Annotated in this window: 19 protein-coding genes; 6 read left to right on the top strand and 13 right to left on the bottom strand. The window is 68.7% G+C overall.

Translation table 11 applies throughout. The features are described 5' to 3' along the window. Entirely contained in the window at positions 1-696 is a 696-nt protein-coding gene (locus tag INR38_RS08420; protein ID WP_207443033.1) for a GntR family transcriptional regulator, read from the bottom strand. 96 nt (positions 697-792) lie between these two features. Between INR38_RS08420 and INR38_RS08415 the strand changes: the two genes are divergently transcribed. The 4 genes from INR38_RS08415 (at position 793) to proC (ending at position 5,241) form a co-directional block, all read left to right on the top strand. After that, a complete protein-coding gene (locus INR38_RS08415) occupies positions 793-2,490 on the top strand; it encodes a thiamine pyrophosphate-binding protein (RefSeq protein WP_088165877.1) in 1,698 nt (565 codons plus the stop codon). A gap of 65 nt (positions 2,491-2,555) precedes the next feature. Further along, on the top strand, positions 2,556-3,536 hold the full coding sequence (locus INR38_RS08410; protein WP_034389944.1) for a tripartite tricarboxylate transporter substrate binding protein: 981 nt from the start codon (positions 2,556-2,558) through the stop codon (positions 3,534-3,536). Between the two features lie 41 nt (positions 3,537-3,577). Next, entirely contained in the window at positions 3,578-4,369 is a 792-nt protein-coding gene (locus tag INR38_RS08405; protein ID WP_207443032.1) for a VOC family protein, read from the top strand. A 32-nt stretch (positions 4,370-4,401) separates the two neighbouring features. Beyond that, positions 4,402-5,241 carry a pyrroline-5-carboxylate reductase gene (gene proC, locus INR38_RS08400; protein ID WP_207443031.1) on the top strand — a complete coding sequence of 280 codons (840 nt, stop codon included), beginning with the start codon at positions 4,402-4,404 and terminating at the stop codon, positions 5,239-5,241. A 74-nt stretch (positions 5,242-5,315) separates the two neighbouring features. Here the strand turns inward: proC and ubiA are convergent, their stop codons facing one another. The 6 genes from ubiA to recG all read right to left on the bottom strand — a co-directional run bounded on the left by ubiA (position 5,316) and on the right by recG (position 12,433). Beyond that, positions 5,316-6,185, bottom strand: coding sequence for a 4-hydroxybenzoate octaprenyltransferase (ubiA, locus tag INR38_RS08395; RefSeq protein WP_034398097.1), 870 nt, complete (start codon positions 6,183-6,185; stop codon positions 5,316-5,318). 126 nt (positions 6,186-6,311) lie between these two features. Next, on the bottom strand, positions 6,312-7,109 hold the full coding sequence (locus tag INR38_RS08390; RefSeq protein ID WP_207443030.1) for a phosphatase PAP2 family protein: 798 nt from the start codon (positions 7,107-7,109) through the stop codon (positions 6,312-6,314). Positions 7,110-7,168: 59 nt separating this feature from the next. Beyond that, a complete protein-coding gene (locus INR38_RS08385; protein ID WP_034389936.1) occupies positions 7,169-7,765 on the bottom strand; it encodes a Dps family protein in 597 nt (198 codons plus the stop codon). A gap of 120 nt (positions 7,766-7,885) precedes the next feature. Next, positions 7,886-8,851: a LysR substrate-binding domain-containing protein gene (locus INR38_RS08380; RefSeq protein WP_013804463.1), complete on the bottom strand. Its 966-nt coding sequence runs from the start codon at positions 8,849-8,851 to the stop codon at positions 7,886-7,888. Positions 8,852-9,077: 226 nt separating this feature from the next. After that, complete coding sequence (locus INR38_RS08375; protein WP_207443029.1) at positions 9,078-9,851, bottom strand: MHYT domain-containing protein; 774 nt, start codon at positions 9,849-9,851, stop codon at positions 9,078-9,080. A 335-nt stretch (positions 9,852-10,186) separates the two neighbouring features. Continuing rightward, positions 10,187-12,433: an ATP-dependent DNA helicase RecG gene (recG, locus tag INR38_RS08370; protein ID WP_207443028.1), complete on the bottom strand. Its 2,247-nt coding sequence runs from the start codon at positions 12,431-12,433 to the stop codon at positions 10,187-10,189. A 194-nt stretch (positions 12,434-12,627) separates the two neighbouring features. Between recG and INR38_RS08365 the strand changes: the two genes are divergently transcribed. Together INR38_RS08365 and queA are read left to right on the top strand one after the other, a co-directional pair. Next, positions 12,628-13,887, top strand: coding sequence for an HD-GYP domain-containing protein (locus INR38_RS08365; protein WP_034389930.1), 1,260 nt, complete (start codon positions 12,628-12,630; stop codon positions 13,885-13,887). Positions 13,888-13,985: 98 nt separating this feature from the next. After that, positions 13,986-15,086: a tRNA preQ1(34) S-adenosylmethionine ribosyltransferase-isomerase QueA gene (queA, locus tag INR38_RS08360; protein ID WP_207443027.1), complete on the top strand. Its 1,101-nt coding sequence runs from the start codon at positions 13,986-13,988 to the stop codon at positions 15,084-15,086. A 183-nt stretch (positions 15,087-15,269) separates the two neighbouring features. Here queA and INR38_RS08355 read toward each other — a convergent pair whose 3' ends face one another. The 6 genes from INR38_RS08355 to INR38_RS08330 are packed head-to-tail and all read right to left on the bottom strand — an operon-like array spanning position 15,270 to position 23,035. Continuing rightward, on the bottom strand, positions 15,270-16,028 hold the full coding sequence (locus INR38_RS08355) for an ATP-binding cassette domain-containing protein (RefSeq protein ID WP_197953804.1): 759 nt from the start codon (positions 16,026-16,028) through the stop codon (positions 15,270-15,272). Further along, entirely contained in the window at positions 16,025-17,023 is a 999-nt protein-coding gene (locus INR38_RS08350) for an iron chelate uptake ABC transporter family permease subunit (RefSeq protein ID WP_063327443.1), read from the bottom strand. Before INR38_RS08350 ends, INR38_RS08355 begins: the two co-directional genes overlap by 4 nt. Continuing rightward, positions 17,020-18,003 carry an iron chelate uptake ABC transporter family permease subunit gene (locus tag INR38_RS08345; RefSeq protein ID WP_063328031.1) on the bottom strand — a complete coding sequence of 328 codons (984 nt, stop codon included), beginning with the start codon at positions 18,001-18,003 and terminating at the stop codon, positions 17,020-17,022. Before INR38_RS08345 ends, INR38_RS08350 begins: the two co-directional genes overlap by 4 nt. 46 nt (positions 18,004-18,049) lie before the next feature. Further along, the gene (locus INR38_RS08340) at positions 18,050-19,060 is read right to left on the bottom strand and encodes a siderophore ABC transporter substrate-binding protein (protein ID WP_207443026.1); all 1,011 of its coding nucleotides are present in this window, start codon (positions 19,058-19,060) and stop codon (positions 18,050-18,052) included. 14 nt (positions 19,061-19,074) lie between these two features. Continuing rightward, on the bottom strand, positions 19,075-20,841 hold the full coding sequence (locus INR38_RS08335) for an enterochelin esterase domain-containing protein (RefSeq protein WP_207443025.1): 1,767 nt from the start codon (positions 20,839-20,841) through the stop codon (positions 19,075-19,077). A 4-nt stretch (positions 20,842-20,845) separates the two neighbouring features. Continuing rightward, positions 20,846-23,035, bottom strand: a complete 2,190-nt coding sequence (locus INR38_RS08330; protein WP_207443024.1) for a TonB-dependent siderophore receptor — start codon at positions 23,033-23,035, stop codon at positions 20,846-20,848. Between the last annotated feature and the right edge of the window lie 41 nt (positions 23,036-23,076).

Raw genomic sequence — 23,076 nt, 5'->3', positions numbered from 1 at the left:
TCAGGGCGTGGCCTGCACCTGTTCCTGCGGCAGGTAGATGCGCGTCAGACCGCGCGCAATGGCCTCCACGATCTGCTCGCGCCGCAGGCCGATGTGCTCGGCCATCAGGCGCTCGCTGGCCTGGGCGTCGCGGTCGCTCAAGGCCTGCAGGATTTCCAGGTGCTCGTGCTGGGTGGAGGCGCGCCCCACGTTCTCCATGTCGATCCACCGGATGAAGCGGATGCGCTCGTTCAGGCTCGCCAGCATGCGCCGCAGCTCGGCGTTGCCGGCCATGTCGGCAATGCGCAGGTGGAATCCCTCGTCCAGGTCCACCAGTTGCCGGATCGGCGTATCGGAGGCCACGCGCTGGCTCTGCTCCAGGTAGGCCAGGGCCTCGTCGAGCTGGGCATCGGAGGCGCGCTCCACGGCCAGCCGCATGCATTCGCGCTCCACGGCCACGCGGGCCTCGTACAGGTCCAGCGACTCCTTCACGTCCAGCTCGCGCCGCATGTAGCCGCGGCTGGCCGGCAGCAAAAAGCCATCGGCCACCAGCCGCGTCAGCGCCTCGCGCACGGGCGTGCGGCTCACGCCCAGGCGCAGCGCCAGTTCGCTTTCGCTCAGGCGCTCGCCCGGCTTGAATTCGTAGGAGATGGCCATGTCACGCAGCGTGCTGTAGACGCTGGAGCCCCGTTCATGGCGGATGTTGGAGATTTTCATGGCGCCATTGTGCCCTTTGGCGCTGCGCATTCTTTTAAGTATACTTAAATGGATTCTTAAAAACCCCATCACCCAACCTGCCTGGAGACTCCCGACATGACCACCGCTTTCAATGGCGCCGACGCCATGGTCCGCATGCTGCAGCTCAATGGCGTCAAGCACATCTTCGGCCTGTGCGGCGACACCAGCCTGCCCTTCTACGACGCCATGGCGCGGCTGGACCACGGCATGGACCACATCCTCACGCGGGATGAGCGCAGCGCCGGCTACATGGCCGACGCCTATGCGCGCGTCACCGGCAAGGTGGGCGTGTGCGAAGGCCCCAGCGGCGGCGGCGCCACCTACCTGCTGCCCGGCCTGGCCGAGGCCAATGAGTCCTCGGTGCCCGTGCTGGGCATCACCTCGGACGTTTCCGTGGGCGCGCGCGGCAAGTTCCCGCTGACCGAACTGGACCAGCAGGCGCTGTACAGGCCCCTGACCAAGTGGAATACCACCATCGACCGCGTGGACCAGATTCCGCACGCCGTGCGCAGCGCCTTTCGCGCCATGACCACGGGCCGGCCCGGCGCCACCCATATCTGCCTGCCCTATGACGTGCAAAAGCACACGCTGGATCCGGCCGATGTCTGGGCCCAGCCAGGGCATGACCACTATCCGGCCTACCGGTCCGCGCCCGATCCGGCGGCCGTGGCCGAGGCCGCCGACCGCCTGGTGGCGGCACGCTGCCCCGTGCTGATCTGCGGCGGCGGCGTGCTGATCGCAGGCGCCAGCGCCGCACTGGATGCGCTGGCCACCCTGCTCAACGCGCCCGTGTGTTCCAGCGTCAGCGGCCAGGGCAGCCTGGCGGGCAGCCATCCGCTCAATGCCGGCGTGGTGGGCACCAATGGCGGCGTCGAGGCCACGCGCGCCGTGGTGGCGCAGGCGGACCTGGTGATGTTCATCGGCGCCCGTGCCGGCTCCACCACCACCGAGCACTGGCAGATGCCCTCGCGCAAGGTGACCATCGTCCATCTGGACGTGGACGCCATGACCATAGGCACCAACTACCGCACCGACGTGGCCCTGGTGGGCGACGCCCTGCTGGGCCTGCAGGCGCTGCACGCGGCCGTGCAGCAACGCATCTCCCGCCGCCCCGCCGATGCCGCGGACGGCGCCACGCTGGCGGCCACCGCGCGCGCCGCCAAGCAGGCCTTCTTCGCGCCGCTGGCCGCCTCGCTGGACCGGCCCATCAAGCCCGAGCGCGTGGTGGACACGCTCAACCGCCTGCTGCCCGCGCGCGCCATCGTGGTGGCCGACCCCGGCACGCCCTGCCCCTACTTCACGGCCTATTTCGACGCGCCCCAGGCCGGCCGGCACTTCATCACCAATCGTGCGCACGGGGCGCTGGGCTTTGCCATGTCCGCCGGCTTTGGCGCCGCCATCGGCCAGCCCGGTTCCGTGGTGGTCGCGGTCATGGGCGACGGCAGCTTCGGCTTCACCTGCGGCGAGCTGGAAACCATCGTGCGCCGCAATGTGCCGCTGAAGATGATCGTGTTCTCCAACAGCGTGTTCGGCTGGATCAAGGCCAGCCAGAAGTCCGGCTACGATGAACGCTACTTCTCCGTCGACTTCAACCGCACCCACCATGCCCGCGTGGCCGAGGCCTTCGGCGTCAAGGCCTGGCAGGTGCATGACCCGGCAGATCTCGAAGCCGCGCTCAAGGCCGCGCTGATGCACGACGGCCCGGCGCTGGTGGATGTGATCTCGCAAGAGCTCCAGGACACGGCCGTGCCGGTGAGCCAGTGGATGGGTTGACTCCAGGCCCCACGCACAGATTCCCGATTTCCTGCCCGCCAATGCGCTTGAAAAGGAGCCTTCCCATGCCCCATCCACCCTCACGCCGCCAGCTGCTGCTGGCCACGGCCGCCGCATGCCTGCTGGGGCCGGCCGGCACGGCATCCGCGCAGGGCGCCGCCCCGCTCAAGCTGGTCATCACCTTCCCGCCGGGGGGCAGCACCGACATCGCCGCCCGCATACTGCAGCCGCGCCTGGGTGAGGTGGCCGGGCGCCCGGTGATCGTGGAGAACCGCCCCGGCGCCGCCAGCCAGATCGCCACCCAGTACGTGGCCAAGTCCGCCCCGGACGGCAACACCCTGCTGTTCAGCTTCGACACCCATGCCATCAATCCCATCGCCAAGTCCCGGCTGCCCTACGACACCTTCAAGGACTTCACGGGCGTGTCGCTGGCGCTGCGCTTCCCGCTGGTGATCGGTGCCTCGGCCTCGGTGCCCGCCAGGGACCTGGCCGGCTTCCTGGAGCTGGCGCGCCGCAACCCGGGCAAATACAGCTACGCATCGACCGGGCTGGGGTCCATGAACCACCTGGTGATGGAGGACATCAAGCGCCGCTCGGGCACCTACGTGCTGCACGTGCCCTACGGCGGCGGCGGCCCGGCCGTGCAGGCCGTGCTCGGCAATGTGTCCGACCTCACCCTGCTCAGCTATGCGGCGCTGCGCGGCCAGATTTCGGCGGGCAAGATCAAGCCGCTGGCGGTGACCGGCCTCAAGCGCCTGCCCGAGCTGCCCGACGTGCCCACCGTGGCCGAGTCCGGCTTCCCGGGCTTCGAGGCCTACTCGTGGATCGGCGTGTTCGCGCCTTCCGCCACGCCGGCAGCCACGGTGCACAAGCTCACCGAAGACTTCCAGGCCACGCTGAACACGCCCGACATCCGCAGCAAGCTCATGCAGTCGGGCTTTGAAGTCATGGCCACGGACGGACCCGCCCTCGACCGCTGGGTGCGCCAGGAATATGAGCGCTGGGGCCGCTTCGTGCGCGACAACAAGGTCCAGCTCGAAGACTGAGAATCCGGACGGCACCCCCCTAACACCACACAGGAGCATTCATGGCACTTCCGCTGGACCACATCGTCATCGCCGTGCACGACCTCGAGTCCGCCGTGGCGGACTACCGCGCGCTGGGCTTCCAGGTCGCCATCGGCGGCCGCCATCCGGGCCGCACCTCGCACAACGCACTGGTCGTGTTTGCCGACGGCGCCTACCTGGAGATCATTGCCTGGACCGCCCCGGCGCCCGAAGAGCGCTGGTACCGCACGCTGCGCGACCATGGCGAGGGGCTGGTGGACTTCGCCCTGCTGCCCCAAAGCACCGCCCAGGCCCTGGCCGAGGCACGCGGGCGGGGGCTGGATACCCTGGTCGGCCCCGTGGACGGAGGCCGCGTGCGCCCCGATGGCGCGCAACTGCTGTGGCAGACGGCGCGCCACGCCACGCCCGACCTGCCCTTCCTGTGCGGCGACGTCACGCCGCGCGCCCTGCGCGTGCCCGAAGGCAGCGTGCGCGAGCATCCCAACGGCGCGCTGGGCGTGGCCTCGCTGACCGTCGCCGTGCACGACCTGGACGCCAGCCTGGACCGCTACCGGGCGCTGCTGGGCCCGGGCCTGCAGCTGCAGAGGCTGGACAACCAGGGCGCGCGGCTGGCATTGCCGGGGTTCGACCTGCTGCTGCAAGGCGCGCAGGCACTGGCGGCCTCCGACGCATTGCGCCAGCGCCTTGCCACGCGCGGAGAGGGCCCTTGCGCGCTCACCCTGCGCCAGCGGCCCGGCGCCCCGGCACAGCCCCTGGACCTGGCCGCCAGCCATGGCGTGGACATGCGCTGGCACGGTGGGAACACGCTCTAAACTCTTCGTTTTCCTTCTCCACCGCCACCAGCATGAACACCGTTTCCACAGCCTCCCCTGTCATCGCCTTCATCGGTGGCGGCAACATGGCCAGCGCCATCATCGGCGGACTGATCGGCCAGGGCCAATCCGCAGACCGCATCGTCGTCGTCGAACCCTTCGAGGCTGCGCGCGACGCGCTGCGCACGAACTTCGGCATCACGGCGCATGCCGATGCCGCGGCCGCCGCCAGCGCGCTGGACGGTGCCGGCATCGTGGTCTGGGCCGTCAAGCCCCAGACCTTCAAGGAAGCCGCCCAGGCCGTGGCGCCGCACACCGCCCAGGCCCTGCACCTGAGCGTGGCCGCCGGCATTCCCACGGACGCCATCGCCCAGTGGCTGGGCACGGGCCGCATCGTGCGCGCCATGCCCAACACGCCAGCCCTGGTGGGCAAGGGCATGACGGGCCTGTTCGCCCGCGCCGAGATCGATGCCGCAGGCAAGAGCGCCATCGAGCAGGTCGTTGCCACCACGGGCCAGTTCGTATGGGTGGACCAGGAAGCACACCTGGATGCCGTGACCGCGCTGTCGGGCTCGGGACCGGCCTATGTCTTCCTGTTTCTCGAAGCCATGACACAGGCCGGCGTGGACATGGGCCTCACGGCCGAGCAGTCCTACCGCCTGGGCGTGGCCACCTTCCAGGGCGCATCGGAGCTGGCCGCCCGCTCCACCGAAAGCGCCGACGTGCTGCGCCAGCGCGTGACCAGCAAGGGCGGCACCACCCACGCCGCCATCACCCACATGCAGGCGCAACAGGTGCCCGAGCATTTCGTGGCCGCCATGCGGGCAGCGGAAACACGGGCCAAGGAGCTGGCCGCCGAATTCGGCCGCTGAGCCCGGCGCAGCGCGCCCCAGGCTCCATGCAAAAGGGAGGCACCGGCCTCCCTTGTTTTTTCAGCGCTGAGCCCTCAGCGCAGCGCAAACCCCAGCGCCACGCCCGCGAACAGGCTGGCACCGATCCAGTGGCTCTTGCTGAAAGCGACGAAGCAGCCCTCGCGCGTGCGGTGGCGGATCAGGGTGAAGTGCCAGATCACCTGGGCCGCGGCCACGGCCAGGCCCAGCCAGAAAGGCCAGGCCAGGCCATAGGGCGCCAGCGCCCAGATAGTGAGCAGGCCGCAGAGCACGAAAAAGCCCATGACGGCCACCACGTCGAAGCGGCCCAGGGTGATGGCCGAGGTCTTCATGCCGATCCTGAGGTCGTCGTCGCGGTCCACCATGGCGTATTCGGTGTCATAGGCCAGCACCAGGAACATGTTGGCGAGCCACAGAATCCAGGCCGTGGCCGGCACCTGGCCCTGCACGGCGGCGAAGGCGATGACGATGCCGAAGTTGAAGGCAATGCCCAGGAAGGCCTGGGGCATGGCGAAGAAGCGTTTGGTGAACGGGTAGAGGATGGTGAACAGCACGGCGGGCACGGACCAGGCCACGGCCTCCCAGCGCGTGGTCAGCACCAGGCCCAGCGAGACCAGGGCCAGGGCCGCGCCCAGCAGCGCGGCCTCCTTGACCGAGACCTGCCCCGAGGTGATGGGCCGCTGCGTGGTGCGCTTGACGTGGCGGTCGAAATCGCGGTCGGCAATGTCGTTGATGCAGCAGCCGGCGCTGCGCATCAGCACCGTGCCCAGCACGAAGACCACCAGCAGATGCCAGCCCGGAAACCCGCCCGCTGCCACCCACAGTGCGGCCAGCGTGGGCCAGACCAGGACCAGCCAGCCGGCCGGCCGGTTGAAGCGGACCAGGTCCAGATAGAGCGACAGTTTGCTGCGCCGGGGCGCAGGCATGGGCGTAGAGGAGGTGGTGGGCATGGCGTCTGGGCGCCGATGGCGGCCGTGGGCCGACCATCGCACGCATCACATTCGAAAATGCCCGCATTGTCGCCGCTGGGCGGGCGGGCTCGGCGGCGCGCCTCAGCAGCGCCTGCCGGCAACGCGGGTTTGCGCCCACTCCACGGCACAGATCACCAGTGCCATCCAGGCCAGGCCCAGCAGCCAGCCGGCCAGCACATCGCTGGCATAGTGCACGCGCAGCACCACGCGGCTGGCGCCCACGCCCAGGGCGACAGCCAGGGCCGCCAGGCCCACGGGCCAGCGCCAGGCCGGGCGCAGGTACGGCAGCAGCAGCCAGGCCAGCATCAGATAGAGCACGAAGGTGCCCGCGCTGTGGCCGCTGGGGAAACTGAAGCCGCCTTCAGGCACCCAGCCACCCACGGGGCGCGGACGGCCCACGCTGGTCTTGATGGCGCGTATCCACAGGCCCACGCCAGCCGTGGCCACCACCCAGGCGGCCGCATGCAGCCAGTCGCGCCGCCACAGCAGCAGCGCCAGCACGGCGGCCGACAGCGACACCATCCAGGCCACATTGCCCAGCTGGGTGAAGGCGACCACGGGGCGCACCCAGGCATCGGTGGCATGGCCGGCCAGCCACAGGTGCAGGGCCTCGTCGAGCACCGGCCAGTCGGTGCAGTTGGCGCAGCCTGCGGGCTGGGCCAGGCCCAGCATGTCGCGCACCATCACGGCCAGTGCCAGCAAGGCCAGCACGCCGGCGGCAGCCAGGCCCAGCCATGCGGCCCGCGGCATGGGCAGACCTGCGTGGCGCAGCCGGGCCGTGGCAGGCAGGCGCAGATAGAAAAAAAGGCCGCCCAGGGCGGCCAGTACCAGGCACAGGCCGCCCGTGGCGGCGTGTGCGTCAATCCAGGTCCAGAGCATGCGGTGGCATCACTCCCGGGCCAGGGTGGGTACGCGGGAAGACTGGGGTTTGCGCAGCATCAGTCTTCGAGCAGGGCGCGCAGCATCCAGGCGGTCTGCTCGTGCACGGTCAGGCGCTGGGTCAGCAGGTCGGCCGTGGGTTCGTCGCTGGCCTTGTCGGCCAGGGGGAACAGGCTGCGCGCCGTGCGGGCCACGGCCTCGTGGCCGGCGACCAGGATGCGCACCATCTCCAGGGCCTTGGGCGGGTCGTGGGGCACGTCGGCCAGGCTGGTGAGCTTGCCGAAGTCGGCATAGGAGCCCGGCGCGAAATGGCCCAGCGCACGGATGCGCTCGGCGATGGGGTCGACGGCGTTCCACAGCTCCGTGTACTGCCCCATGAACATGGTGTGCAGCGTGTTGAACATCGGGCCGGTGACGTTCCAGTGGAAATTGTGCGTGGTCAGATACAGCGTGTAGGTGTCGGCCAGCAGGGCCGACAGGCCCTTGGCGATGGCCGCGCGGTCCTTGTCGCTGATGCCGATATGGATGGCGGAGGAGCGCACGGACGCCGGTGCCACGTCGGCCAGGGCGGCCTTTGCAGGCTGCACTGCCTTGTCGGCCTGCACGGCCTCTGGCTTCTTTGCACCGGACTTGTCTTTGCTGGCATTTTTGGCCATGGGATCCCTTTCAGCTTCGTACAAACGGAAGATGCTCCCGGCAGGTCGCCCGGGAGCCAGTTGCAACGATAACGCAAGCGCGGCGGCCCCACAGGCCCGGCGCACGCGCCGGTGCGGTCATCAGGACAGGCGTTTGACGCCGGGCAAGGCGCAGGCGTAGACGGCGTTGCGCAGGGCGGCGATGGCCTCGTAGCGCGTGAAGCTGCGGCGCCAGGCCAGGACCACGCGGCGTGTCGGCGGGGCCGAGCCGTCGTCCTCGAGGATGGGCAGGTAGCGGATGTGCGGCTCGTCGGTCTTGCGGCGGCGCGCCGTGGTCTCCAGCGCATCGGCGGGCACGGACAGGCGCGGCACCAGGGTCACGCCCATGCCGGCGGCCACCATGTGCTTGATGGTCTCCAGCGACGAGCCTTCGAAGGTGCGGCGAATGCCTTCGGCATTGCTGGCATAGCGTGCGAACTCGGGACAGACCTGGAGCACATGGTCGCGGAAGCAGTGGCCCGAGCCCAGCAGCAGCATGGTCTCGTTCTTGAGATCGCTGGTGGAGACATGGTCCTTCTGGGCCAGCGCATGGGTGCTGGGAACGGCGGCCATGAAGGGCTCGTCGTACAGCGGAGCCAGCGCCAGGCCGGTGTCGGGGAAGGGCTCGGCGACGATGGCGCAGTCGATCTCGCCGGTGCGCAGCATCTCCAGCAGCTTGATGGTGTAGTTCTCCTGCAGCATCAGCGGCATCTGCGGCGTGCGCATGATGGAGTTGCGCACCAGGTCCGGCAGCAGGTAGGGGCCGATGGTGTAGATCACACCCAGCGTGAGCACGCCGGACAGCGGGTCCTTGCCGCGCTTGGCGATTTCCTTGATCTCGGCGGCCTGCTCCAGCACGCTTTGCGCCTGACGGATGATCTCCTCGCCCAGCGACGTGACCGACACTTCGCCGGCACTGCGCTCGAAGAGCTTGACATCGAGCTCCTCCTCCAGCTTCTTGATCGCCACGGACAACGTGGGCTGGGACACATAACAGGCTTCGGCGGCGCGGCCAAAATGCTTTTCACGTGCCACGGCCACGATGTATTTGAGTTCGGTAAGTGTCATTGGCGAGCTGTGTCTGGGAGGGAGCCTCGGAAAATACGATGGTCTTACACCAAGAACCTGTGCCGGAACCTTTGTGCAATCAGGCCTTGCGGCCCGCTTGCCGGGGTGCTCCCCTCAAAAGTTCCTGCACAGGTTCTAGGATTTGTCCTAATTCGATTGTGCCAGTCCTCGTCCGCGCATGACCACTGCGCGCTCCCCGACCCGCCGGCTTTTTGTATTTATCCACCTAGTGCAACGGCCGGCGCATCCGGTCGCGTTGCTGCATGAGCTGGTCCATGCCTATCAATGCAGCCAGGCCTATGGCCACGATCACGGTAAAGACCGGAAGGTCCAGGGCGCTGATCACGGCAAAGCCTTGCGGCCTAGCATAACGCTGTGTCTCTGAAATGCATACGAAGTCCGCTGCGGCCATGCCGGTGTAATGCATGGAACAGACCGCTGCGCCCATGACGGCGGCGGCCAGCGCACGCATGCCCAGCGAGCTGGTGCGAAACGACAGCCACAGCGCGGCGCTGGCCGCGGCCACGGCAATGCCCACGGACAGCAGCACGGTGGGAACGGACCAGACGATGAAGCCCGGAAAGCGCATGCCATACATGCCCAGGTAATGCATGAAGGCCACGCCCAGGCCCAGCAGGGTGCCCGCGCCCAGCACGCGCGCCCCGCTTTCGGGCCGCCGCGCGACAAAGGCCAGCGCCACCGAGGTGGCGGCAACGGCGGCGCACAGGGACAGCAGGGTTTCGACCATGGAGTAGCCCGAACCCATTCCCAGGTTCAGCGCCAGCATGCCCGTGAAATGCATGGACCACACGCCGATGCCGCCCAGCGCCGTGCCTGCCGCCAGCAGGTTCAGCCAGCTGATGCCCTCGCGTCCCCGGATGCGCTGCGCCGCAGTCAGGGCCACGAAGGAGCCCAATACGGCAATGCCATAGGACAGGACCACCAGGCCCATGCGCCAGGAGGTCTCGACGATCTCATTCGCTTGAACGGCTTCATTCATGTTGGCAGCTCCTCATTCGCAGAAAAATGGGACAACACAAGAGTGATCGCGGCCGTCCTCCCCGTGGGGGAGGCTTGGCAGGCCATCCCCTCCCGGATGGAGCTACCCTGTTTTTTGTGACTCAATGTACCAAAAGGTCACAAATATTCAATGCCGTAACGGGACGGTGCTGTCACCGCCAGGACGGCATGAAGCGCTCCATTTCGATGGCTACAACGCGTGTGGAAACCATGTCTGGCGCGGGCTGCGGGCCTGGGGAAGATGACGTTGCCAGGCAGCGCCTGGACACGTAAAAATACGTAACACAACCACCCGGCAGGAATGGAACGAACCGATCAGGCCTTGAGGAATTCGGCCTTGCCGCCCAGCCAGCGGCCCACATGGCGCTGGGCCAGTTGCGGGTGCTGCTCCAGCATGCGCGGCGCCAGTTCGCGGGCCCAGTCGAGCAGCATCAGGTCCTGCTCCAAGTCGGCGAAGCGCAGCATGGGCGCGCCGGACTGCCGCGCGCCCAGGAATTCGCCGGGGCCGCGGATCTCCAGGTCGCGCCGCGCGATCTCGAAGCCGTCATTGGTCTCGGCCATGGCACGCAGCCGGTCCTTGGCCGTCTCGCCCAGGCGCCCACTGTCTCCCACCGAATACAGCAGCACGCAGGCCGAGGCCGCCGCCCCCCGCCCCACGCGGCCGCGCAGCTGGTGCAGCTGCGACAGGCCGAAGCGCTCCGCATGCTCGATGACCATGAGCGAGGCGTTGGGCACATCCACGCCCACTTCGATCACCGTGGTGGAGACCAGCACGCCCATGACCCCGGCGGAGAACAGCTCCATCACGGCCTTCTTCTCGGCCGTGGGCATGCGCGAGTGCAGCAGGCCGACCATGACGTCAGGCAGCATCTCGCTCAGATAGGCATGGGTGGCCGTGGCGTTGGACAGGTCCAGCGCCTCGCTTTCCTCGATCAGCGGGCAGACCCAGTAGACCTGTCGCCCTTCCGCGACCTGGGCGCCTATGCGCTCGATGACCTCGTCCTTGCGGCTGTCGGCAATGAGCTTGGTGACGATGGGCGTGCGGCCCGGCGGCAGCTCGTCGATGGTGGACACATCCAGGTCGGCGTAGTAGCTCATGGCCAGGGTGCGCGGGATGGGCGTGGCGCTCATCATCAGCAGATGGGGCTCCATGCCCGAGGCCGCGAGCTTCTGGCGCAGCGCCAGCCGCTGGGCCACGCCGAAGCGGTGCTGCTCGTCGATGACGGCCAGCGCCAGGTTCTTGAACTGCACCTGGTCCTGGATGACGGCGTGCGTGCCCACGACCAGGGCCGCCTCGCCGCTGTGGACCAGCTCCAGCATGGCGGTGCGTTCCTTCTTCTTCTGCGCGCCGGCCAGCCAGGCCACGCGCTTGCCCAGCGGGGCCAGCAGCGGCTCCAGCCAGCCGACCAGCTTGCCGAAATGCTGCTCGGCCAGGATTTCGGTGGGCGCCATCAGCGCGCACTGCCAGCCGGCCTCGATGCAGGCCACGGCCGACAGCGCCGCCACCACGGTCTTGCCCGATCCCACATCGCCCTGCAGCAGCCGGTGCATGGGCATGCGGCGCTCCATGTCGGCAAGGATCTCGGCCACCACGCGCTGCTGGGCGCCGGTCAGGCCAAAGGGCAATTGGTCCAGGAACTGGCGCGCCAGGCCCTGGGCGCTGTCCATGGGCTGGGCGCGCAGCACGGGCGCCCTGAGCCGCGCGCGTTCGCGCTTGGCCTCGTATTGGGACAGTTGCTGGGCCAGCAGCTCCTCGGCCTTCAGGCGCTGCCAGGCCGGGTGCGAATGGTCTTCCAGCGTGGCCAGGGCCACATCGGGCGTGGGGTGGTGCAGGAACTGCAGCGCATCGCGCAGGCTGAACAGCGGAGGCAGCCCGCCGTTGCCATGGAACTGCGCCACGGGCGGATGCTCGCCCTGGGGCAGCGTATCGGAGAGATCGGCGCGCAGCATGGCCGTGACCGCCGCGCGGCGGATGTAGGCCTGGGGCAGGCCCGCCACCGTGGGATAGACGGGCGTGAGCGCCGTGGGCAGGTCGCCGCCCGCCGCGCGAAACGCCGGGTGCAGCATCTGCCGGCCCCAGAAGCCGCCCTTGACCTCGCCGCGGATGCGCAGCCGCGCGCCCACGGACAGGGTTTTCTGGTGCGAGGGATAGAAGCTGAAGAAGGTCAGCACGCATTCGGCCGTGCCATCGTCCACCGTGACCTTGAGCATGCGGCGCGGGCGCAGTTGCACCTCGCTGTGGGTCACCGTGGCCTCGATCTGCACCGTGTCGCCCTCGCGGGCATTGCGCAGCGGGGTGATGCGCGTCTCGTCCTCATAGCGCAGCGGCAGGTGCAGGGCCAGATCGATGTCGCGCACCAGGCCCATCTTCTGCAGCGCCTTCTGCGCGGCGCTGGCTGCGGGCTTGGCGGGCGCTGCGGGCTTGTCTCCTGCCTTGTCTCCTGCCTTGCCCGCTGCCTTGCCGCCCTTGCCTGCGGCCTTTCCCTTGCCGGCACGCGCGGCCTTGCCGCCGGGGGCGTCGCGCCCCAGATCTGGGAAGGCAGAGGAGACGTTCAAGGGCATGGGCTATCCTGTTTCAGAGCATGCGCATGGACATGGGCGGGCATGCAGCATAGTGTATGAATATACAGGTGTAGGCAACACGCCACGTTCATGCCGGATGCCCTTGCCCAAAGCACCCTTGAGGCCCCGGGTCTCTGGGGAAGCCGCTACCATGCACGCTGACGTTACGTAGTGTTACCCCGCCACCGAATGCCATGTTGAAGCGTATCAATGTCCAGCATGTCACTCTGGGCATGTTCCTGCACGAGTTCTGCGGCTCCTGGATGGAGCATCCTTTTTGGCGAACCCGTTTCCTGCTCCGTTCCGAGGCCGACCTCCAGCGCCTGCGCTCCACCTCCATCCAGGAGGTCTGGATCGACGTGCGCAAGGGCCTGGACGTGGGTGTCCAGGTGCCTTGCCTGCGCTTTGACCCGCAGGACGAGCTTCGCCACCAGATCCCGGACAGCGCCCGCCCTGTCTCCGAGCAGAGCACGGCCCCCATCTCCACCGCCACCGAGCTGCGCCGCGCCGCCCAGACCTGCGTGCAGGCCAAGCAATTGCTCAGCCGCCTGTTCAGCGACGCGCGGCTGGGCCGGCCCGTGGACGCCACGGCCGCCGGGCAGCTGGTGGACGATGTGACGGCCTCCGTGGCGCGCAATCCCCACGCCCTGATCGGCCTGGCACGGCTGAAGACGGCCGACGACTACACCTACATGCACAGCCTGGCCGTGTGCGCGCTGATGGTGGCCCTGGCCAAGCGCATGGGCCTGGACGACCACAGCCTGCGCAAGGCCGGCATGGCCGGTCTCATGCATGACCTGGGTAAGACCGCGATCCCGGTCGCCGTGCTCAACAAGCCCGGGCCGCTGGACGATGCGGAATGGGCGCTGATGCGTGCCCACCCACGCCATGGCGAGCAGCTGCTGCGCCCGCTGGGCCTGGATGACGAGGTCATCGATGCCTGCCTGCACCACCACGAAAAGGTGGACGGCAGCGGCTACCCCGACGGACTGCAGCAGGGCGACATCGGCCTGCTGGCGCGCATGACGGCGATCTGCGATGTCTACGACGCCATCACCTCGGACCGGCCCTACAAGAAGGGCTGGCCGCCCTCGGAGGCGCTGCGGCGCATGGCCGAGTGGAGCCCCCGCCATTTCGACAAGCGGCTGTTCGAGCAGTTCGTGCAGACCGTGGGCATCTATCCGCTGGGCTCGCTGGTGCGCCTGCATTCGCAGCGCCTGGCCGTCGTGGTCGATGCCTCGCCGGGCAGCCTGCTGGCGCCGCGCGTCAAGGTGTTCTATTCGCTGCGCCAGGCCTGCCGCGTCACGCCCGAGATCGAGGACCTGTCCGAGAGCCAGGGCAACGACCGCATCATCGCGCGCGAAGACCCGGCGAACTGGGACTTCCCGGATCTGGAGACGCTGTGGCTGGAGTTCGAGCGCCAGCCCCAGACGCAGGCCCAGATGGCCAAGTGACCGCCGCGAAATTCCGGGGATGACCCCAGGGTTTGCGACAATGGCGGACTTCCGTTCAACGAACTTGGAACGGGCCATGTCCGGCCCTCAAGCACTGCATGTCCTCCCTGTCCCGTGTGTTTTCGCTCAGCGATTTCGACTTCGAGCTTCCTGAGAACCTGATCGCCCAGCATCCTGCCGCCCAGCGCAGCGCCTCGCGCCTGCTCGACGGCCGCGACGATGCCACCCCGCCCATCGACCGCATCTTCCACGAGCTGCCCGACCTGCTGCAGCCCGGCGACCTGCTGGTGTTCAACGACACGCGCGTGCTCAAGGCGCGCATCTTCGGCGAGAAGGCCAGCGGCGGCCGGCTGGAGCTGCTGGTCGAGCGCGTGCTCGAAGGCAACGATGTCGTGGCCCACATGCGCGTCAGCAAGAAGCCCCTGCCCGGCTCACGCATCCACCTGTGCGGCGGCAAGAACCGCGGCGGCTTCGACGCCGTGCTGCGCGGCCGCTGGCCCGACGAGAACGGCCCGCTGTTCCACCTGAGCTTCGAAGGCCCGCGCGGCGAGACGCCGCACGAGCTGATGGAGCGCTTCGGCCACCTGCCGCTGCCGCCCTATATCGAGCGCCACCAGGACACCGGCAACGACCCCGATGCCGCCGAAGACAGCGAGCGCTACCAGACCGTCTTCGCGGCCCGCCCCGGCGCCGTGGCCGCGCCCACGGCCGCCCTGCACTTTGACGACGCCGTGCTGGCCCGCCTGGCCGAGCGCGGCATCGAGCGCGCCAGCGTCACGCTGCACGTGGGCGCCGGCACCTTCCAGCCCGTGAAGACCGAGAACCTGGCCGACCACCAGATGCACAGCGAGTGGTACGAGATCCCGCTGGCCACGCTGGCTGCGCTGGAACGCTGCCGCCAGCGCGGCGGCCGCGTCGTCGCCGTGGGCACGACCACGGTGCGCACGCTGGAGTCCTGGGCCCAGACAGGCCAGTTCTCCGGCGACACGCGCATCTTCATCACGCCCGGCTTCGAGTACCAGGTGGTCGATCTGCTGATCACCAACTTCCACCTGCCCAAGAGCACGCTGATGATGCTGGTCAGCGCCTTCGCGGGCTACGAGCAGGTGATGGCGCTGTACCGCCATGCGATTGCGAAGGAGTACCGCTTCTTCAGCTATGGCGATTCCATGCTGTTGAAGAAGAAAAGCACCCCCTGAGTCGCTTCGCGCCTTCCCCCCCCGTTGCACGGCGCCTCTCTACTCGCTTCGCGAGGGAGGGGGGCATAAGGGCAGCCGGCGACACCCTCGCGGCGGGGCGGCGCGGCCGGCTTAGGCCCTTGCTTGGTGTCCCTCGCCTCAGGCCGCGCCAGGTTCAAGCGCCAAGCCCGAAACGCCGCATGTTCAACCAAAGTAATGGCAAAGCCTGCGGCCCTTGACCTCATGCACGCTGACGGGGATGCCGTAGAGGGTGCTGAGAACCTCGTCCTGCACGACCTCGGCCGGCGTGCCCGCCACGGCCAGGCGGCCGTCCTTGAGCGCGATGATGTGGTCGGCGTAGCAGGAGGCGAAGTTGATGTCGTGCAGCACCATGACCACGGTCTTGCCGCGCTCGGTGACGGCGCGGCGCAGCAGGCCCATCATGCTGACGGCGTGGGCCATGTCCAGATTGTTCAGCGGCTCGTCCAGCAGGATGAAGGGCGTGTCCTGGCACAGCACCATGGCGATGTAGGCGCGCTGGCGCTGGCCGCCTGACAGTTCGTCGAGAAATCGCTCGGCCAGCGGCGTGAGCTGCAGGTACTCCAGCGCCTCGTCCACATGGCGCAGGTCTTCGGGGCCCAGCCGGCCCTTGCTGTGCGGAAAGCGGCCAAAGCCCACCAGGTCGCGCACCGTCAGGCGCAGCGCGCTCTGGTTGTCCTGGCGCAGGATGGCCATGATGCGCGCCAGCGCCTCGGTGGGCGTGGTGGCCACGTCGAGGCCGGCCACCCGCACCTTGCCCGCCGTGATGGGCATGAGACGGCTGACCAGGGACAGCAGCGTGGACTTGCCCGCCCCGTTGGGCCCGATGATGGCCGTCAGCGCCCGCTCGGGCACATCGAAATTGAGCTCCTGCAGCACTGCCGTGCCGCCATGGCGCTTGAGCAGATCACGCACCTCGATCATTGGGTCCCCTTGCGCATGAGCAGCACGATGAAGACGATTCCACCCAGGAACTCCACCACGATGCTCAGCACGGTATTGAATTGAAAAAGCTGCTCCAGCAGCACCTGCCCGCCCATGAGCAGCACGCAGCCCCAGAGCACGGCCGCAGGCAGCACCCAGGCATGGCGGCGCGTGCCCATGGCGTGATAGGCCATGTTGCTGACCAGCAGGCCGAAGAAGATCACCGGGCCGACCAGGGCCGTGGACACGGCCACCATGCAGGCCACCACGGCGAGCAGCCGCAGCACGCGGCCCTCGTAGTCCAGGCCCAGGCTGACGGCGGCATCGCGCCCCAGCGAGATCACGTCCAGCACGCGGCGCTGGCGCCAGATCCAGGCGCTGCCCAGGGCAATCAGCAGCAGCGACGGCAGCAGCAGCTGCAGGTTCACCGCGTTGAAATTGGCGAACATGCGGTCCTGCAGCGCCGTGAACTCATTGGGATCGAGCACGCGCATGGCCAGCCCGGCCAGGCTGCGAAAGAAGATGCCTCCCACCATGCCCACCAGCAGCATCAGATGCAGGCTGCTGGCATGGCCCACGAACAGCCAGCGCATCAGCAGCACGCTGAAGCCCATCATCAGCACGATGTTGAGCGCATAGCGCCCGACCTCGCCCATGGCGGACACGCCCGCCGCGCCCAGCATCAGCACCATGGACGCCTGCACGAACAGGTACAGCGCATCCAGCCCCATGACGGAAGGTGTGAGGATGGTGTTGTGCGACACGGTCTGGAACACCACGGTGGACAGGCCGATGGCACAGGCCACCAGCGCCATGGTCAGCACCTTGGCGCCCCGGTGCTCCAGCACGAAGGCCCAGTCGGTCTTGACGCCCACGGTCATGAAGGCCAGCAGGCACAGCAGGGCCAGCGCGCCCAGCAGCGCCAGGCGCGCGCCATGGCCCCAGCTGCGCGCTGCAGGCCCATCGGAAGCAACGGATTGCGGCACGCTGCTCATGCACGGTCCTTGCGGCGGCGCAGGATCAGCGCCAGGAACAGGGCACTGCCCAGCACGCCCAGCACGGTGCCCACGGGGATTTCATAGGGAGCGATCAGCAGCCGCCCGACCAGGTCGCACAGCACGGTCAGGCCCGCGCCGATCAGCGCCACCCACAGCACGCTGCGGCGCACGTTGTCGCCCAGGACCAGGCGCACCACGTTGGGCACGATCAAGCCCACGAAGGGCAGGCTGCCGGCCGTGACCACCACGGCCGAGGTGGCCACGGCCACCACCACCAGCCCTTGCCACACCAGGCGCCGGTAGTTCAGGCCCAGGTTGGTGGCAAAGCTCTCGCCCAGGCCCGCCACGGTGAAGCGGTCGGCCGCCAGGCAGGCCAGGGCCGTGACGCCCAGCGACAGCCACAGCAACTCGTAGCGGCCTTGGACCACCAGCGAGAAATCGCCGTTGGACCAGGACTTGAGCGCCTGCATCATGTCGAATTGCAGCGCCAGAAAGCTGGCGGCTGCCTCCAGCACGCCGGCCAGCACCAGGCCGACCAGGGGCACCATCCACGACGAACGCAGCCGGATGCGCGAGAGCACGGCCAGGAACAGCGCCGTGCCCAGCAGCGCCGCCACGGCCGAGATGCCCATCTTGGCCATCACCGGCCAATGCGGTACCCAGACAAACGCGGCCAGCATGCCCAGGCTGGCCGACTCCACCGTGCCCACGGTGGAAGGCTCCACGAAATGGTTGCGCGCCAGCATCTGCATGAGCAGTCCGCAGACCGCCATCGATGCGCCGGCCAGCACCAGGGCCAGCGTGCGCGGCACGCGGCTGTACACCAGCACCTGGCTGGCCAGGTCGTCCTCGCTGCGCGACCACAGCACGCTCCAGTGCATGTCGCCCGCGCCCACCATCAGGCTGGCCAGCGACAGCGCCAGCAACAGGCCCAGCGCGAAAAGCCAGGCAAGGGCCTGGCGAGAGGGGCGTGACATGGGCGCGGCGTCCGCGGTGGTGACAGGCGGGCTCAATGCTTTGAGGTCATGTGCGGGCAAAGGCATCCGACAGTTGCTGGATATTGGCCTTCAGCGCGCCGGGCCCGGCGTTGGACAGGGTGTACCAGTTGGCCGCATTCAGATAGACCACCTGCTTGCCGCGCCATGCCTTGGTGGCACGCACCAGCGGGTTGTCCAGCAGTTGCTGGGCGGTCTTGCCATCCTGGCCGATGGCCACGTCGCGGTCGATGACGAACAGCCAGTCGGGATTGGTCTTGAGCAGGAACTCGAAGGAGACCACCTGCCCATGGCGCGCCACCGTCAGGTTGTCGATGGCCGGCTTCACGCCGAACACATCGTGCAGCATGCCGAAGCGCGAACCCGGCCCATAGGCACTGAGCTTGCCGCCCGAGGTCAGCAGCACCAGCCCCTTGCCGGCGTCCCGCGCCTTCCCATGCAGCGCGGCGATGGCCTGCTCCACCGACCTGACCTCGGCCTCGGCCTTGTCCTGCAGGCCGTAGACGGCGCCCAGCGTGCGGATATTGCGGTAGATGTCCGCCATCTGGTGCTGGTCGCTGACACTGAGGTCCAGCACGGGCGCGAAGCGCGACAGCTCCTTGTACTTGGCCTCGGAGCGGCCGCCCACGATGATGAGGTCGGGCGACAGCGCCTTGATGGATTCGTAGTCGGGCTCGAACAGGCTGCCGATGCGTGCGTATTTCGCATCGGCATAGCGGGCCAGCAGCGGCGGCATCTTGAACTCGGGCACTCCCCGCACCTCGCCGCCCAGCGCCTGCAGCGTGTCCAGCGCCGCCAGCTCGAACACCAGCACGCGCACGGGCTTGAAGGGCACCTGGATCTCGCCCTTGGCATGCGGCACGGTCACGGTCTTGCCAGCCGCTGCCGTCTGGGCATGGGACATCTGCGCCGCCAGCGGCAGCGTTACCAGCAAGCCCAGGCCCTGGCCCATCTTCGCCAGGATCCGGCGACGGGAATGATTTGCATTCATGGTGTTCATCTTTGCAATGATTGCTGTATTGCCAGGAAGTTCAAACATTGGCCTTTGCGGCATCAGGGAAGTGCCGGCGTGCCGTCCGGCATGCGCTCGCAGGCCGGCAGGCCCTGGGCAAAGCGCCCGGGGTTGAGCAGGGCCACCAGGCCGCAGGCCAGCGAGCCCTGCCACTGCAGGTAGTCATGGCTGGTCTCGTGCTCGGCCTGGGTGACCTCGTAGCCCTTGGCGCGCAGCACGTCGGCCAGGTGGCGGTTGGTTTCCAGGATGCCGTCCTGCCCGCCGCGTGCGCGCTCGTAGCGGCCCGCATCCAGATAAAAGCGCACGGGCTGGCGTGGCTCCTGGGCATAGCGGCGCTGCACCCAGCCCGGCACCTCGCCGGCCGGCGACCACCAGAACGATCCCGACATGCTCAGCACGTTGCCGAACCAGCGCGCATTGACCAGACCCGCATAGGCCGAGGCCAGGCCGCCAAAGCTGGAGCCACCGATCACCGTGCGCGCCGCCGGCTGGCCCAGGCCCTGTTCACCCACCCAGGGCATCAGTTCCTCATCCAGAAAGCGTGCGAAGGCGGTGTTGGGCGGCAACTCCTTGCCGCGCGCCTGCGGGCTGGCGTTGTCCACCAGCACCACGGCCGTGGGCGGGATCAGGCCGTCGGCCATGAGGTTGTCGATGAGGGTGGGCGTGGACACCTGCTTCGCATAGGCGTTGCCGTCGAACAGCACCAGAAGCGCCTCGGGCGCCTGGCCGCCCGCCGGGCGGTAGGTCCAGACATCACGGCTGTTGCCCAGCACGCGGCTGGACAGGCGGTGCTGCACCAGCGCCCCCTGGGCCACGCCCGCGCGCGGCGCCACCCAGGGCTGGGGCGGTGCCTTGGGCAGCTCCAGCACGGAGGCGCCCTGGAAGGCGTCGATGAAGCCGCCCTCGGGGGGCTGCGGAAACACCTTGGGATTGAGCGGATCGCGCTGCGCCGTGGCCAGCAGGGCGCGGCGCTGCTCCATGGCCGAGCCTGCGATCAGCGGCACATCGGGCGCCAGGCGGTAACTGAGCCGCGCGTTGTCGGCCATGCGGAAGCTGGCCCACCAGACATCGCTGCCGTCGAGGTGCTGCAAGGGATCGTGATTGCCGGCCGGGCTGCCGAACAGGCGAACCCCCTGCATGCCGGCGCGCGGCTGGCCACGCCACAGGAAGGTGACCAGGGACTGGCCGCCGGGCAGCGGCTCCACCATCGGCGTGCCCTCCTCCTGCACGCGCCGCCAAAAGGCGTCTGCCGCCACGCCCGAACCCGCGCCGCGCTGGATGGCCTGCGCCAGGGCCTGTAGGCGTGGGCTTTCCAGCGCAGGCCGCTCCGAGGCCTGCACAGCCTTGGCGCCCAACGGCGCAAGACTGGAGGTCAACCGCAGCGCAAAGCGGCCGGCTGCGGATTTCACCTCGCCGGCCATCAGCGCGTCCGTTGCGATGTGGCGCGCCACCAGCCTTTGCCTGCCGGCTCCCTCCGTGACCCACATCAGCGACTGCGCACCGCCATCGGGCCGCGCCAGGCGGCGCAGGTGCCGGCCCTGGGCATCCTCCAGGTCCAGGGCCACGCCCTGCCCTTCGAATTCACCCTGGACCACGTGGCCGGCGGGCAGATCGACGCGCCAGGACTCGCGCCCCCCGGCAGCCAGGACCCCTGTGGCCGCCTGGCCCGGCGCCAGCGTGCCCGGCCGTGCGGCCAGGGCCTGCCGCGATGCGGCTGCCGTCATGTCTTCACCGGCATGGACGGCTGCGCCCAGCAGGCACAGCAGCGAGGCGGCCAGGCACAGGCCTTGTCGTGCAGCTTGCGCCATGGCGTCAGAAGTCCACCGTGGCCGAGACACGCACCGTGCGCGGGCCGCCCGTGGTGGCGAAGTTGTCGTTGAAGCTGCCGGCCCAGTAGGACTTGTCGAACAGGTTCTCCACCGTGGCGCGGAAGGTGACGGGTTTGGCCGCGATGCGGGTGGCATAGCGCGCGCCCACGTCCACGCGGGTCCAGCTGGGCATCTTCAGCGTGTTGGCCGAATTCACCCACTGGGCGCCCGTATAGATCAGGCGACCGGTGAGCGTGGCGCCCGGCAGCGCGGGCACGTCCCATTCGCCGCCCAGGTTGGCCGTCCAGCGCGGCACGCCGTAGACGCCGAAGCCATCGCGCGCGCCGCCCTGGGTCTTGCTCTGGATGGCCTGGGTGTAGGCCAGGCCGCCCAGCACGCGCGTGCCGCGCAGCGGCTCGCCGAAGACATTCCACTCCAGGCCCCGGTTGCGCTGCTCGCCATCCATCAGCAGGCGGTTGGTCGCGGTCTCCACCACGGACGAGGGCCGCTCGATCTGGAACAGCGAGACCGTCTGCGTGAAATCACCCGTGCGCCACTTGGCGCCGATCTCGAACTGCTTGGTCTTGTAGGGCGCGAACACTTCGCCGGCATTGGCATAGGTGGCGCCGACGATGGAGCCCGCGCTCAGGCCCTGCACATGGTTGGCATACAGCGAGACCGCATCGCCCCAGGGCTTGACCACCAGGCCCAGCGCGGGCGAGACGGCCTGCTCGTTGTAGCCCGCCATCTTCTGGTTCACGCGCTGCAGGCGTGCGCCCACGGTCAGTTGCACGGCATCGCCGCCCCAGCTCAGCGTGTCGGCCAGGGCCAGGCTGCTGAGCACGTCGTCGCGCTCCTGCTTGATGGCGCCGTAGGGGCCGGCCAGCGTGATGGGCGCGGGGTTGTAGATGTTGGTGATGTAGCTGGCGCTGGTGGCCACGGCCGCGCGCCCGCCCTTCTGGTTCATCCAGTTCAGGGAGGCCACCAGCAGATGGTTCACGCCGCCCGTGCGCAGGCGCCCGCGCACGCCGAACTCGGCCGCCGTGCTGTCGGTATAGCCGTACTGGTTGTAGGTCTGGCCCACGGCCGAGCCGTCGCCCTGGGCGCGCAGCACCACGCGCGTGCCGTTGAGCATGCCGTCGTAGGCATGCTGCGCCGTGCCTGCGGAGCCGAACAGCGTCCAGTCCGCGCCCAGGTCCACCGAGCCGCGCAGCATCAGCGCATCGCTTTGCTGCTTGGCGTGTATGCCGGGGAACAGGTTGGTCGTGGCGTCGGGCGCCGCGATGACCTGCTTGAGGTTCTGCATGCTGACCATCATCGGGCTGCCATCGCGGATGGTGGAGCGGTAGCTGTAGGCATCCAGGCCGAGCGTGAAGCCGTCGCCCTGGTAGTCCAGCGCCAGCGCGCCCAGGCCATGGCGGCGGTTCTGGCCGTCGATCTCGGTGTCGCCGCTCGAGGTGCTGCCGTTGACGCGTATGCCCAGGCGGCGCTCGGGGCCGAAGCGGCGCGAGACATCGGCCTGCAGGCCCAGCTGCGAGCCGCTGCTGAACATGGTGGTCACGCGCGTGAGATCCTGGGCCAGCGGGCGCTTGGTCACCAGGTTGATGGTGCCGCCCACGGCGCCGCCGGGCGTCATGCCGCTCATCAGCGCACCGGGGCCCTTGAGCACCTCCACGCGCTCGATCATCTCGACGGGCACGTGGCCGTCGGGCGCCAGGCCATACAGGCCGTTGAAGCCCAGCTCCGAGGCATTCACACCCAGGCCGCGGATGGTGAAGTTCTCGTAGGCATGGCCGGTGTTGGTGGTGAAGCGCACCGAAGGATCGTTTTCCAGCACCGACATCAGCGTGGCCGCGTTCTGGTTGGCAATGCCTTCGGCCGTGTAGGAAGTGATGTTGAACGGCGTGTCCATCACATCGCGCTGGCCCAGCACGCCCAGGCCCGCCCCCTTGGCCACCTGGCCGCCCGGGGCCACCGTGGGAAGGGTCTGGGGATCGGTGGTGCCCCGCACCGTGACCTCGCCCAGCTCGGCGTCAGCGGCCCAGGCGCCCGCGGGCAGCGCCGCGGCAGTCACCATGGCGCAGACACGGGCGATGGTGCCCAGGCGGTGGAGCGTGCAAACAGGGGTGCAAACAGGGGTGAAGGGGCTGACGGCGCCTGTGCGCGGCAGGCCGATGCGGGTACGGGAAGACATCCGGGAGGGCTTTCGAGACGGAAGGAAATGCGCCGCATCCA

The organism is Delftia sp. SD018 (genome assembly GCF_017355445.1).
Taxonomy (GTDB): Bacteria; Pseudomonadota; Gammaproteobacteria; order Burkholderiales; family Burkholderiaceae_C; genus Comamonas; species Comamonas acidovorans.
This window is presented reverse-complemented; position numbering and strand designations above follow the sequence as displayed.

Bases quoted from the DNA above. Each gene is read 5' to 3' on its own strand.
- INR38_RS08355 (WP_197953804.1), bottom strand. From the start codon at position 16,028: ATGATCGAGGTGCGTGATCTGCTCAAGCGCCATGGCGGCACGGCAGTG.
- INR38_RS08375 (WP_207443029.1), bottom strand. From the start codon at position 9,851: ATGAATGAAGCCGTTCAAGCGAATGAGATCGTCGAGACCTCCTGGCGC.
- INR38_RS08385 (WP_034389936.1), bottom strand. From the start codon at position 7,765: ATGGCCAAAAATGCCAGCAAAGACAAGTCCGGTGCAAAGAAGCCAGAG.
- queA (WP_207443027.1), top strand. From the start codon at position 13,986: ATGTCCTCCCTGTCCCGTGTGTTTTCGCTCAGCGATTTCGACTTCGAG.
- INR38_RS08345 (WP_063328031.1), bottom strand. From the start codon at position 18,003: ATGTCACGCCCCTCTCGCCAGGCCCTTGCCTGGCTTTTCGCGCTGGGC.
- INR38_RS08350 (WP_063327443.1), bottom strand. From the start codon at position 17,023: ATGAGCAGCGTGCCGCAATCCGTTGCTTCCGATGGGCCTGCAGCGCGC.
- INR38_RS08335 (WP_207443025.1), bottom strand. From the start codon at position 20,841: ATGGCGCAAGCTGCACGACAAGGCCTGTGCCTGGCCGCCTCGCTGCTG.
- ubiA (WP_034398097.1), bottom strand. From the start codon at position 6,185: ATGCCTGCGCCCCGGCGCAGCAAACTGTCGCTCTATCTGGACCTGGTC.
- INR38_RS08380 (WP_013804463.1), bottom strand. From the start codon at position 8,851: ATGACACTTACCGAACTCAAATACATCGTGGCCGTGGCACGTGAAAAG.
- INR38_RS08330 (WP_207443024.1), bottom strand. From the start codon at position 23,035: ATGTCTTCCCGTACCCGCATCGGCCTGCCGCGCACAGGCGCCGTCAGC.
- INR38_RS08415 (WP_088165877.1), top strand. From the start codon at position 793: ATGACCACCGCTTTCAATGGCGCCGACGCCATGGTCCGCATGCTGCAG.
- INR38_RS08365 (WP_034389930.1), top strand. From the start codon at position 12,628: ATGTTGAAGCGTATCAATGTCCAGCATGTCACTCTGGGCATGTTCCTG.
- INR38_RS08340 (WP_207443026.1), bottom strand. From the start codon at position 19,060: ATGTTTGAACTTCCTGGCAATACAGCAATCATTGCAAAGATGAACACC.
- INR38_RS08410 (WP_034389944.1), top strand. From the start codon at position 2,556: ATGCCCCATCCACCCTCACGCCGCCAGCTGCTGCTGGCCACGGCCGCC.
- INR38_RS08405 (WP_207443032.1), top strand. From the start codon at position 3,578: ATGGCACTTCCGCTGGACCACATCGTCATCGCCGTGCACGACCTCGAG.
- INR38_RS08390 (WP_207443030.1), bottom strand. From the start codon at position 7,109: ATGCTCTGGACCTGGATTGACGCACACGCCGCCACGGGCGGCCTGTGC.
- recG (WP_207443028.1), bottom strand. From the start codon at position 12,433: ATGCCCTTGAACGTCTCCTCTGCCTTCCCAGATCTGGGGCGCGACGCC.
- INR38_RS08420 (WP_207443033.1), bottom strand. From the start codon at position 696: ATGAAAATCTCCAACATCCGCCATGAACGGGGCTCCAGCGTCTACAGC.
- proC (WP_207443031.1), top strand. From the start codon at position 4,402: ATGAACACCGTTTCCACAGCCTCCCCTGTCATCGCCTTCATCGGTGGC.